The 10,447-nt window shown below is 71.3% G+C and carries 13 protein-coding genes; 8 read left to right on the top strand and 5 right to left on the bottom strand.

The features are described from left to right. The first annotated feature begins 60 nt into the window (after window positions 1-60). The gene (locus HMPREF3086_RS12350; protein WP_061229254.1) at window positions 61-942 is read left to right on the top strand and encodes an ABC transporter ATP-binding protein; all 882 of its coding nucleotides are present in this window, start codon (window positions 61-63) and stop codon (window positions 940-942) included. Then, the gene (locus tag HMPREF3086_RS12345) at window positions 939-2,216 is read left to right on the top strand and encodes an ABC transporter permease (RefSeq protein ID WP_070722128.1); all 1,278 of its coding nucleotides are present in this window, start codon (window positions 939-941) and stop codon (window positions 2,214-2,216) included. Before HMPREF3086_RS12350 ends, HMPREF3086_RS12345 begins: the two co-directional genes overlap by 4 nt. Here the strand turns inward: HMPREF3086_RS12345 and HMPREF3086_RS12340 are convergent. Together HMPREF3086_RS12340 and epsC are read right to left on the bottom strand one after the other, a co-directional pair. Further along, complete coding sequence (locus HMPREF3086_RS12340) at window positions 2,182-2,889, bottom strand: response regulator transcription factor (protein WP_061229256.1); 708 nt, start codon at window positions 2,887-2,889, stop codon at window positions 2,182-2,184. The genes HMPREF3086_RS12345 and HMPREF3086_RS12340 overlap by 35 nt on opposite strands. Window positions 2,890-2,901: 12 nt before the next feature. Beyond that, window positions 2,902-3,741 carry a serine O-acetyltransferase EpsC gene (gene epsC, locus HMPREF3086_RS12335; protein WP_061229257.1) on the bottom strand — a complete coding sequence of 280 codons (840 nt, stop codon included), beginning with the start codon at window positions 3,739-3,741 and terminating at the stop codon, window positions 2,902-2,904. Window positions 3,742-3,846: 105 nt separating this feature from the next. On the opposite strand from epsC, the gene HMPREF3086_RS12330 reads away from it, so the two are divergent. After that, window positions 3,847-4,170 carry a putative quinol monooxygenase gene (locus tag HMPREF3086_RS12330; RefSeq protein WP_061229258.1) on the top strand — a complete coding sequence of 108 codons (324 nt, stop codon included), beginning with the start codon at window positions 3,847-3,849 and terminating at the stop codon, window positions 4,168-4,170. 91 nt (window positions 4,171-4,261) lie between these two features. Here the strand turns inward: HMPREF3086_RS12330 and HMPREF3086_RS12325 are convergent, their stop codons facing one another. Further along, window positions 4,262-5,080: a DUF1906 domain-containing protein gene (locus HMPREF3086_RS12325; protein ID WP_061229259.1), complete on the bottom strand. Its 819-nt coding sequence runs from the start codon at window positions 5,078-5,080 to the stop codon at window positions 4,262-4,264. 156 nt (window positions 5,081-5,236) lie between these two features. Between HMPREF3086_RS12325 and HMPREF3086_RS12320 the strand changes: the two genes are divergently transcribed. Next, on the top strand, window positions 5,237-6,175 hold the full coding sequence (locus tag HMPREF3086_RS12320) for an SDR family NAD(P)-dependent oxidoreductase (RefSeq protein ID WP_061229260.1): 939 nt from the start codon (window positions 5,237-5,239) through the stop codon (window positions 6,173-6,175). 10 nt (window positions 6,176-6,185) lie between these two features. Here the strand turns inward: HMPREF3086_RS12320 and dapA are convergent, their stop codons facing one another. Further along, window positions 6,186-7,073, bottom strand: a complete 888-nt coding sequence (gene dapA, locus HMPREF3086_RS12315) for a 4-hydroxy-tetrahydrodipicolinate synthase (protein WP_061229261.1) — start codon at window positions 7,071-7,073, stop codon at window positions 6,186-6,188. A gap of 128 nt (window positions 7,074-7,201) precedes the next feature. On the opposite strand from dapA, the gene HMPREF3086_RS12310 reads away from it, so the two are divergent. The 4 genes from HMPREF3086_RS12310 (at window position 7,202) to HMPREF3086_RS19645 (ending at window position 9,992) form a co-directional block, all read left to right on the top strand. Then, complete coding sequence (locus HMPREF3086_RS12310) at window positions 7,202-7,510, top strand: hypothetical protein (protein ID WP_061229262.1); 309 nt, start codon at window positions 7,202-7,204, stop codon at window positions 7,508-7,510. Window positions 7,511-7,522: 12 nt separating this feature from the next. Further along, window positions 7,523-8,914, top strand: a complete 1,392-nt coding sequence (locus HMPREF3086_RS12305; protein ID WP_061229263.1) for a hemolysin family protein — start codon at window positions 7,523-7,525, stop codon at window positions 8,912-8,914. Next, window positions 8,907-9,695: a hemolysin family protein gene (locus HMPREF3086_RS12300; protein WP_244881703.1), complete on the top strand. Its 789-nt coding sequence runs from the start codon at window positions 8,907-8,909 to the stop codon at window positions 9,693-9,695. Before HMPREF3086_RS12305 ends, HMPREF3086_RS12300 begins: the two co-directional genes overlap by 8 nt. A 75-nt stretch (window positions 9,696-9,770) precedes the next feature. Continuing rightward, window positions 9,771-9,992, top strand: a complete 222-nt coding sequence (locus tag HMPREF3086_RS19645) for a hypothetical protein (RefSeq protein ID WP_232303028.1) — start codon at window positions 9,771-9,773, stop codon at window positions 9,990-9,992. Here HMPREF3086_RS19645 and HMPREF3086_RS19780 read toward each other — a convergent pair. Then, entirely contained in the window at window positions 9,989-10,114 is a 126-nt protein-coding gene (locus tag HMPREF3086_RS19780; protein ID WP_256386791.1) for a hypothetical protein, read from the bottom strand. The genes HMPREF3086_RS19645 and HMPREF3086_RS19780 overlap by 4 nt on opposite strands. Window positions 10,115-10,447: the final 333 nt, after the last annotated feature.

Raw genomic sequence — 10,447 nt, 5'->3', positions numbered from 1 at the left:
TGGCGTGTTACTGACCCACGCTCCTAGCGTGAGCAGTACACCGGCGCCAGGGAGGGCACGATGCTCGGAGTCAACGGACTGACCAGACGATTCGGCGACAACCTCGCCGTCGACGGCGTGACCTTCGAGGTCCCCGCCGGGGCGATGACCGGCTTCGTCGGCGGCAACGGCGCCGGCAAGACCACCACGATGCGCATGATCATGGGCGTCCTCCAGCCCAGCGCGGGAACCGTGACGTGGGCGGGTCGCGAGGTCACGGTCGCCGACCGGCGCACGTTCGGCTACATGCCGGAGGAGCGGGGCCTGTACCCGAAGCAGCCGATCCTCGACCAGCTCGTCTACCTCGGCCGGCTGCAGGGCCGCAGCGCGGCGGGCGCCAAGCACACCGCGCTCGACCTCCTCGACCGGTTCGGCCTGGGCGAGCGCACGGGCGACAAACTCGAGTCGCTCTCACTCGGCAATCAGCAGCGCGTCCAGATCGCGGCCGCCGTCATCGGTGAGCCCGAGTTCCTCGTCCTCGACGAGCCCTTCTCCGGCCTGGACCCGGCCGCGGTGGACTCCATGGTCGACCTCCTGCGCGAGTACACCACCCGGGGCGTGCCCGTCCTGTTCTCCTCCCACCAACTCGATCTCGTCGAGCGGCTCTGCGACCAGCTCGTCGTCCTGGCCCGAGGGCGGGTCGTGTCGACCGGGACCGTGTCCGAGCTCCGCAGCCGGGGCCGGGTGCTGCACCGCCTCGTCGTGGGCGGGGACGCCGGCTGGGTGCGTTCACTGCCCGGCGTGCACGTCGTGGACGTCGACGGCCCGGCCGCACTGCTCGAACTCGAGGGCCCGGGGAGCACGGACCTCGTCCTGCGTGAGGCGATGGCCCGCGGCAGCGTCAGCGAGCTCGCCCGGGTCGTGCCCAGCCTGTCCGATATCTACCGCGAGGTGACCTCATGACCACCACCCCCCTCACACGACGCCCGTCGTCGGCCGACCACGAGGACGCCTCCACCGGGCCCCGCTCCACGGACGCCGCATGGCGGATCGTCGCCGGGCGCGAGATCATGGTCAAACTGCGCGACCGGAACTTCATCATCTCCACCCTCACGACCATCGCGATCTTCATCGTCGCGTTCGGGGTGTCGTTCCTGCTGGGCGGGGACGACGGGGAGAAGCGGATCGCTGTCGTCTCGGGCGACGCGGTGACGATCGTCGAGCAGACGAACGTGCGGGCCGACGCCGCCGACGGCGAGGACACCGACTCCTCGGCGACCGCGGGCGCACCCACCGTGCGACTCGGGATCGAGCAGGTGGCGGATCCGGCGGCGGCCGAACAGGCGGTACGCGACGGCGACGTCGACGCCGCCCTGCTCGGCGAGCCGGGGGCGTGGACGCTCGTCGGCTCCGACGGCGTCGACTCGGACGTCGCCGCCGCGGTCAGCGCGACGGTGGCGGCCGACGCGCTCGAGCGCAACGCCGCGGCCGCCGGGACCACTGTCGCCGATCTCACCGCGGGCTCGGTCGTCGAGGAGCGTCTCCTCGAGGCCGACGGGACGGACGACGAGGGGGTCCAGGTGATCGCCGGGTTCGTGTTCGTCTTCCTCTTCTACATGGCGGCGATCCTCTTCGGATACGTGATCGCCAACAGCGTCGTGGAGGAGAAGCAGTCGCGGATCGTCGAGATCCTCGCCGCCGCCATCCCGCTGCGGCAGCTGCTCGTCGGCAAGGTCGTCGGCGCCACGGCCCTCGCCCTGGGGCAGATGGTGATCTTCGTGGCCATCGGCCTGATCGGCCTCAGCTTCACCGACTACGCCACCCTGCTGCCATCGGTCGCCGGCGCGGCGGTCTGGTACCTGGTGCTCTTCGTCATCGGCTTCGTCGCGCTGGCATGCCTGTTCGCCGTCGCCGGTGCGATGGCCACCCGCGCCGAGGACGTCCAGACCACCACCTCGCCCCTGCTCACGGTCATCATGATCGTGTTCTTCGGAGGCCTCTTCCTCCAGGACACGTGGCAGGTCATCGGTTCCTACGTGCCCATCATGTCCACGGTGACGATGCCGATCCGCCTGGTGGCCGGCACCGCGTCGTGGTGGGAGCCGGCCGTCGCCACCGTGATCACGCTCGTCACCGCCGCGGTGATCATCCGGATCGCCGAGCGGGTCTACCGCCGGTCGATCATGCAGACCGGCCGCAAGCTCACCTACCGCGAGGCGCTGTCCCTGAAGGAGTGACCTCGCTGTCGACCAGCCGGTAGCCCTGGCCGCGGACGGTCTCGATGGCGTGGGCACCGAACGGGGTGTCGATCTTGCGACGCAGGTATCCGACGTAGACCTCGACGATGTTGTCGTCCCCGTCGTAGGCGGAGTCCCACACGGCACGCATGATCTGCGCCTTGGACACCACCTGGTTACGGTTGCGGATGAGGTATTCGAGCACCGCGTACTCCCTGGCGGTCACGCTGATCCGGGTGTCGCCCCGGCGGACCTCCCGCGCGGCGGGGTCCACGACGAGGTCGCCGGCCTCGAACGTGGCGGGTCGTTCGGGTGCGCCGCGGCGCACCAGGGCCCGTAGCCTCGCCTCGAGGACGACGAACGAGAACGGCTTGACCAGGTAGTCGTCGGCTCCCAGGTCGAACGCGTCGGCCTCGTCGTACTCACCGTCCTTGGCGGTGAGCATGAGCACAGGGGTCCAGATGCCGCGTCGCCGCATCTCGCGGACCACCTCGTAGCCGCTGCGGCGCGGCATCATGATGTCCAGCACGACGACGTCGAAGTCGTCGCCGCAGGCCATCTCGAGACCGGCTTCGCCGTCGGGGGCGGTCTCCACGGACCACCCGCCCGCGGCCAGGCCGCGGCGCAGGCTCTCGCGCAGCGCCGGCTCGTCGTCGACCACCAGGACCCGCATCGGCTCGCCGCCCTATCCCTGCGGGTCGATCTCCTGGTCCATCCGCTCGGCGGGGACCAGCGAATCCGCGTGCCGGCGGACGATCTTGGCGGGCACTCCCGCCACGGTGGTGTGGGGCGGGACCTCGTGCAGGACGACCGAACCGGCGGCGACCTTCGAGCAGTCGCCGACGCGGACGTTGCCGAGCACGATCGAGCCCGCCGAGAGCAGGACGCCGGACCCGATCTTGGGATGCCGGTCGCCGTCCTCGTTCCCCGTGCCGCCGAGGGTGACGCCCTGGAGGATCGAGACGCCGTCGCCGATCACGCAGGTCTCCCCCACGACGATGCCGGTGGCGTGGTCGACGAGGATGCCCGAGCCGACCCGCGCGGCCGGGTGGATGTCCATCGCGAAGACCTCGGAGATGCGGCTCTGTAGGAACGACGCGGCCATCACGCGACCGGAGTTCCACGTCTCGTGGGCGACGCGGTGCACCTGGAGCCCGAGGAAACCCTTGGCGAAGAGATAGGGCACCAGATAGTTGGGGTAGGCCGGGTTCCTCTCGTAGCTCACCACGAGGTCCGCGGCCACGGCGTCGAGGACGTGGGGGTGCTCGACCAGCACCGCCCGGATCTCCTTCTCCAGGACGTGGCGGCCGATCTCGGGCGTCGCGATCCGGGACGCGGCGAGCCGCGCCAGGGATTCACCGAGGTCGTCGCACCCGTCGATGAGATCCAGGACCAGACCCGCGATCAGCGGTTCGTTCCGGCTCGAGGTCGCGTCGAGCGACAAGCGGTTCCAGACGGCGCGGACGGAGGAGTCGGCCTCCGCCTGCGGGACGCACGGGTTCTCGATGCTCAGCTCGATGGTCACCTGATACAGGGTAGGCGTGTGCGGCGACGCCGGGCGAGTCACGGCCGAATCGCCCGTGCCGAGCCACGCCTCGACGACCCTCGCCGGGCCCGGCAGGATGGGGACATGATCCTCATCAACGTGCGCTTTGACGTCAAACCCGAGTTCGCCGACTCCTGGCTCGAGATCACCCGCGAGTTCACCGAGGCCACCCGCGCCGAGGCGGGCAACCTGTGGTTCGACTGGTACCGCTCGCCGGAGTCCCCGAACACCTACCTGCTGTGCGAGGCGTTCCGCGAGGGCGACGCGCCGGCCCTGCATGTGCAGTCGGACCACTTCCAGCAGTTCACGGGGTCAGCCGCCCGGTACCTCGAGCGAACGCCGCGCATCATCAACACCCCGGCGGAGGGCGATCAGTGGGGCACGATGGGCGAGATCACCGTCGAGTGACCGTCGCCGGATAGCAGTGCGCCCCGGTGTCGCCGGCCGCGGGATCGCGGACGCGGACGACGCCGGGGCGTGCCGAAGCGTCGCCGGTCGGTCAGATCGAGCTGCCCAGCGCCGACTGCGCGAGCGCGAGCGGGTCGATCGGCCACCACTGGCCGTAGTCCAGCGCGTAGACGCGGTTGAGGTCGGACACCACACCGCCGACGGTGACCTGCTGCGCCACGGGCAGCTGGTGGATCGTCGCGGCCGGGTTGAGCCGCCCACCGGAACCCCAGTCGTGCTGCCAGAAGTACTGCCCGAGGCCGATCTGCCGGCACCAGTCGATCGTCGGCGCGTTGGCGTACACGCCGAGCTTCATGCCCGAGCCGTGCAGGTGGGCGCGCCAGCGCTCGAGGTACGGGCGGATCTGGTTGTCGAACTGCCAGCGGGTGGGGTTGTCGTCGATCGCCACGTACATCGGCACGCCCGACGGCCCGCCGGCCTCCCGGTGGATGCGGATGCCGATGGGCGCGTGGTGATCGCCGGCGCCGGCGCCGCCCTTCCAGTCCGCGGTCTCGGCGCGACCGTACTGGTAGCAGGAGACCATGTTCAGTCCGTGGGCACGAAAGTCGTCGACCTCGCGGCGCAGGAGCGGCTTGCCGGACATCCACTCGGCGCCGGGGCGGCGGTTAGAGCAGTAGCGCACGGCACCCATGTGGCCGGCCGCGCGGACCGACGCCGCCGACGGCGGGCCGGAGGCGTAGTCGAGCAGCGTGCCGACCGGGACCCCGGCTCCCGCGCCCGGCAGGGCACCGATCTCGGCGGGGATGGAGGACTGAGCGCCCACCGCGGGGGTCAGGCCCGCGGCGATGGCGCCGGCCCCGGCCGCGCTGAGGCCTGCGCGACGGAGGAAGGATCGGCGGTCGAACGTCATGGAGGTACTCCGGGATCTCGAACGGTGAGGGAGGCGTGTGGCCTGTGGGACTCACGCACCCCGACGAGTGTGTCACAAAGAGATCGCGGACGATATCCCCGCGTTACCACAGGAGAGCACCACCGCAGGGCAGGCGCGGCTGGTTGACTGATCTTCATGACACGATCCCGCAGATGGTCCGCCGTCGACATCCCCGACCAGACCGGGCGGACGTTCGTGGTGACCGGCGCCAACGGGGGCATCGGGCTGGCCACGACGGCCGCGCTCACGGCGCGGGGGGCCCGGGTCGTGATGGCCTGCCGGAACCTGGAGAAGGCAGAGGCGGCGCGCGCGACCCTTCCTGAGGCTTCGCGCGAGCGAGCGCGTGTGTGCCGGCTGGACATGGCCGATCTGGACTCGGTCGACGAGTTCGTCGCCGCCATGCGGGCGGAGGCCTCGGCGCCCGACGCGGCACGGTCCGGTGGCGGCCGGGTCGACGTCCTCATCAACAACGCCGGCGTGATGAACATCCCGCACGCCCGCACGGCGCAGGGCCACGAGATGCAGTTCGGGGTCAACGTCCTCGGCCACCACGCGCTCACCCTGGGCCTCGAGCCGATCCTGACGGACCGCGTGGTCTGGCTGGGCTCCCTCGCGCATCTGATGGGGCGGGTCGACACCGACGACCTCGGCATGGACGTCCGCGGCTACCGGCCGATGGCCGCGTACGCGAACTCCAAGCTGGCGTGCATCATGCTGGCCTACGAGTGGCAGCGGCACTTCGAGCGGGCCGGCGGCGGCCTCCGCTCGGTCGCCGCGCATCCCGGCTACACCGCGACCGAACTCATCCGGCAGAGCGGCAACCCTGTCGCCGACCGGTTCTTCGCACTCGGCAACTCCCTCACCTGGGCGGGCCTGTCACCGGAGACGGGCGCGCTGTCCGTGCTCTACGCCGCGACGGTGCCCGACGTGCCGGGCGGGGCGTTCGTCGGACCGGACCGCCTCGGTGGTCTGCGGGGGCACCCGCACCTCACCCGGTCGAGCCGCCGTTCGCACGACCGTGCCACCGCCGCCGCGTTGTGGCGGCGGTGCACGGAGGCCGCGGCGTTCCGCTAGGAGCGACCCGTCAGGCCAGCCCGGCGGCGGCCAGCCCGTCGCGCAGCTTGGCCTGATGCTCGGGCGGCCCCTGGAGCAGCGGCATGCGCAGGCGGTCCGAGCCGATGAGACCGGCCATCTTCAGCGCGGCCTTGACCTGGATGGCGCCCTGCGAGGTGTGCATGATGGCGTCCACGGCCGGGATGAGGCGCGTGTGGATCTCGCGGGCCCGCGGCAGGTCGCCCGCGTCCACGGCGTCGATCATCGCCCGGTAGTCGTCGCCGGCGACGTGGCCGACCACCGAGACGATCCCCGTGGCGCCGAGGGCCAGGAACGCCAGGTTGAGCACGTCGTCACCCGAGTACCAGAGCAGGTCGGTCTCGGCCATGAGGCGGCTGGCCTCGAACAGGTCCCCCTTGGCGTCCTTGACCGCCCGCACGTGGGGGATCTCCGCGAGCCGACGGATGGTGTCGGTGGCCAGCGCGGTGCCGGTGCGCCCCGGGATGTCGTACGCCATCACCGGCCGGTCGGCGGCCTCGGCGATCATCCGGAAGTGCTCGACGATCCCGTGCTGTGTGGGCTTGTTGTAGTACGGGGTCACCACGAGCAGGCTGTCCGCACCCCTCGCCACCATCTCGCGGGCCGCTCGCATGGAGTGCTCGGTGTCGTTGGTGCCGCATCCGGCCATGACCTGCACGCGGTCGCCGACGGCCTCGACGACCGCGGCGACGCTGTCGTAGTCCTCGTCGTCCGTAGTGGTGGCCGACTCGCCGGTCGTGCCGTTGACCAGCAGACCGTCGTGGCCGTGGTCGGCGAGATGGACCGCGAGTCGCTGCAGCGCGTCGAAGTCGATCGAGCCGTCGTCGTGCATGGGGGTCACCATCGCGGTGATGACCCGACCGAAGGGATTGTCCGACATGGGCACCAGACTAAGGCACACCTGTGACGCCGCGAGAGCCCGACGGGCCGTGGCGGACACGGCTAGGGTCGACACCACAGACCGAGGCACCACACAGCACGACCCACCGACGACCCCCGGAGGCGACCGTGACCGACTCGACCCGACCCGAGAACGACGCCCGCGTGCCCGACGAGTCGCCGGAGGAGCTCGGCAACACCGTCGACGGCTCCGGCGCCGGTGACGGGAGCACCACCCGAGGCACCGACGAGGAGGGTCGCGCCCCGGCGTCCCGGCCCTCGACCGCCGGCGACACCGGGCACGCCGCCGGCGACGCGGCCACCGGCGCGTCCGGTGAGAGCTCAGCCGACCGGGCCGAGCAGTCGAAGGTGTACCGGACCCCCGAGCAGCCGGACCACGCCGTCGGCGGCTCCGACGGCACGGCCGACGGTCAGTAGCCCGGTCGACCGGTGACCGTCGCACTCCTCCTCACGCTGGCGCTGGTCCTGCTCATCGCAGCGAACGCGCTGTTCGTCGGGGTCGAGTTCGGGTTCCTCACCGTCAACCGGGACGACGTCCGCGCCGCCGGCTCGGAGGGCGATCGCGTCGCCGCGGCCCTGGACTCCTCGCTCTCGAAGACCTCGACGAACCTGTCGGGGGCCCAGCTCGGCATCACGGTCAGCAGCCTCGTGGCGGGATACCTCACGGGCCCCTCCGTCGGGGAACTGCTCACCGGCGCGTTGGGCCTGTCCGGAATGCCGGAGGCCGCCGCCCGCGGTATCGCGATGACGGCGGCCTTCGTCGTCGTCACCTTCCTCCAGATGGTCTTCGGCGAGCTCGTCCCCAAGAACTGGGCCATCGCCGCACCCATGCAGGTGGCGAGGCTGGTCGTGCATCCGCAGCGCACGTTCATGACCGTGTTCGGTTGGCTGGTCACCGCCCTCAACGCCTCGGCCAACCAGGTGCTGCGCCTGCTCGGGTTCACCCCGACGGAGGAACCGGGTGACGCCCGCTCCCCCGAGGAGCTGCGGGCGTCGGCGGCGCGGTCGGGACGCGAGGGCGTGATGGACCCGCACACCGCCGAGCTCGTGACCCGGTCGATCTCGTTCGGCGAGCACCGGGCGGCCGACGCGATGGTGCCCAGGCCGCTCGTGACGTTTCTTCGCGACCACACTGCGCAGGACCTGCTGGACACCGTCGCCGCGACCGGCCGGTCCCGCTTCCCCGTCCTCGGCGGCACCGTCGACGAGGTGGTGGGCGTCGTCCACTACCGCCAGGCGCTGGCCGTGGACCCCGATGAGCGGGACCGCACTCCGGTGCGCGACATCGCCGCCGAGCCGACCGTGGTCTCGGAGATGATGACCCTCGATCCCCTGATGCGGCTGCTACGGCAGACCGATCTGCAGATGGCGGTGGTCGTGGACGAGTTCGGCGGTACCGCGGGGATCGTCACGCTCGAGGACCTGGTGGAGGAGATCGTCGGCGAGATCGACGACGAGCAGGACCGCGCGTCCCGCACGCACGAGCGGATCGACGACGACACGGTCCTGGTCGGCGGGATGATGCGGCCCGACGAACTGGGCGCGATCCTGCGGCTGGAGATCCCCCCGGCGGGCGCCGCGTCGACCCTGTCCGGGGTGCTGTCAAAATCGGCGGACCGCCTCCCCGAGGTCGGAGACGAGGTGGAGCTGGAGGCCCACGACCACGAGCACCGCGACCGCGACGACCTCCCCACCCGGGCCCGTGTGCGGCTGCGGGTCGAGACGGTGAGCGACTACCGGGCCGAGCGGGTCCGGGCGACGGTCCTGCGCGGCGAGCCGGACGACTCCGGCGACGCGGGGACGGAGGAGTCCGATGAGTGACGGCGTCGCGATCCTGGTGCTCGCCGCCCTCCTGCTGGGCAACGGCTTCTTCGTGGCCGCCGAGTTCGCGATGGTCTCCGCGCGCCGCGACCACCTCGAGCCCCGCGCGGCCCGGGGCAGCACCCGCGCCCGGTGGTCACTGCGTGCCATGGAGAACGTGTCGCTCTCGCTGGCCGCCACGCAGCTCGGGATCACCGCGTGTTCCCTCCTCATCGGCGCTGTCGGCGAGCCCGCCATCGCGCACCTCATCGAGAGGCCGCTGGAGTGGCTGGGGGTGTCGACCGGGTTCGCGCACCCCATCGCGCTGGTGATCGCCCTGCTCATCGTCACGTTCCTGCACATGGTGCTCGGCGAGATGGTGCCCAAGAACATGGCGATCGCACGGCCCGCCGCCGCCGCGCTGCTGTTGGGTCCGGTCCTGCGGGTGTTCGTCCTGGTGTTCCTGCCCGCCATCTGGCTGATGAACAAGACCGCCGACCTCGTCGTGCGCCACGTCCTACGCGTCGAGCCGAAGTCCGAGGTGGACACCACGGTCACGGTGGACCAGATGCGCGGGATGGTCGCGGCGGCCGGCGAATCGGGCCTGCTGGACGAGGACGAGACCACCCTCCTCGCGGGCGCGCTGGGGTTCGATCACATCACCGCGGCGGATGTGCTCCGACCGCTCGATGAGGTCGACGCGGTGGACGCGGACCTCACGACCGGCGAGATACAACAGCTGTGCGTCCGCACCGGGCATTCTCGGTTCCCCGTGCTCCGCGACGGCCGGTACGTGGGGTAAGTCCACGTCAAGGACGTCCTGGCCGACGACCCGTCCCGCCCGTTGCGCCCCGAGCGGATCCGCCGGCTCGGCTCGGTGTCGCCCGACACGCCACTGGACGACGTGCTGGCCACCATGCAGCGGGCCCGGGCCCACCTGGGGGTCGTCGACCGCGATGACGCCGCGGACGACACCTCCGCAGCCGGCCCGTCGGGTCTCGTGGTTCTGGAGGACGTGCTCGCCCGACTCGTCGGCGAGGTCCGTGATGCCACCCCGGAGGCCGAAACGGGCGCACCTCAGGGGTCGACCGGCGCCTAGCGGACCTTGTCCGGGTTCGTGTCGAGTACGCGGCCGAGCGTGTTGTCCACGAGGAGCTGCGTCACCCCGGCGTAGGTGGCCACACTCACTCGAACCGTGGCGATCAGCGCGTTCTGCAACATCCTCTACCCTCCGTCGATAAATGTGACTCCTGTCACGGTACCTGCGAGCATGGTCGCCCGCGGGTACTTCCACCCAGAAACCTGGACGCCCGTTCTGATGTGCGACTCCGAACGCTAACCATCCCCCTACTCGGATGCCACCGGATCCCGCCCGTCAGCCGGCGGGGTAGCGCCGAACGGTCGAATCCGATCACGTTTGCGCCGGTCGCGACCCCGTCGGCCCTGCGCTTGTGACCACTCGGCGCAGATCGGGGCGACCCCCGGCCCGGGGGTGCGGGCGACCCCGGTGCGGGTGCGGGCGACCCCGGTGCGGGCGACCCCCGGCCCCGGTGC

The sequence above is a fragment of the Dietzia sp. HMSC21D01 genome (genome assembly GCF_001815995.1).
Lineage (GTDB): Bacteria > Actinomycetota > Actinomycetes > Mycobacteriales > Mycobacteriaceae > Dietzia > Dietzia cinnamea.
Note: the sequence above shows the minus strand (reverse complement) of the source record. Positions and strands in the feature narration are given on the sequence as shown.

What these genes read in the sequence shown, in the direction of transcription:
- HMPREF3086_RS12350 (WP_061229254.1), top strand. Translation starts at nt 61, where the DNA reads ATGCTCGGAGTCAACGGACTGACCAGACGATTCGGCGACAACCTCGCC.
- HMPREF3086_RS12345 (WP_070722128.1), top strand. Translation starts at nt 939, where the DNA reads ATGACCACCACCCCCCTCACACGACGCCCGTCGTCGGCCGACCACGAG.
- HMPREF3086_RS12340 (WP_061229256.1), bottom strand. Translation starts at nt 2,889, where the DNA reads ATGCGGGTCCTGGTGGTCGACGACGAGCCGGCGCTGCGCGAGAGCCTG.
- HMPREF3086_RS12330 (WP_061229258.1), top strand. Translation starts at nt 3,847, where the DNA reads ATGATCCTCATCAACGTGCGCTTTGACGTCAAACCCGAGTTCGCCGAC.
- HMPREF3086_RS12325 (WP_061229259.1), bottom strand. Translation starts at nt 5,080, where the DNA reads ATGACGTTCGACCGCCGATCCTTCCTCCGTCGCGCAGGCCTCAGCGCG.
- HMPREF3086_RS12320 (WP_061229260.1), top strand. Translation starts at nt 5,237, where the DNA reads ATGACACGATCCCGCAGATGGTCCGCCGTCGACATCCCCGACCAGACC.
- dapA (WP_061229261.1), bottom strand. Translation starts at nt 7,073, where the DNA reads ATGTCGGACAATCCCTTCGGTCGGGTCATCACCGCGATGGTGACCCCC.
- HMPREF3086_RS12300 (WP_244881703.1), top strand. Translation starts at nt 8,907, where the DNA reads ATGAGTGACGGCGTCGCGATCCTGGTGCTCGCCGCCCTCCTGCTGGGC.
- HMPREF3086_RS19780 (WP_256386791.1), bottom strand. Translation starts at nt 10,114, where the DNA reads ATGTTGCAGAACGCGCTGATCGCCACGGTTCGAGTGAGTGTGGCCACC.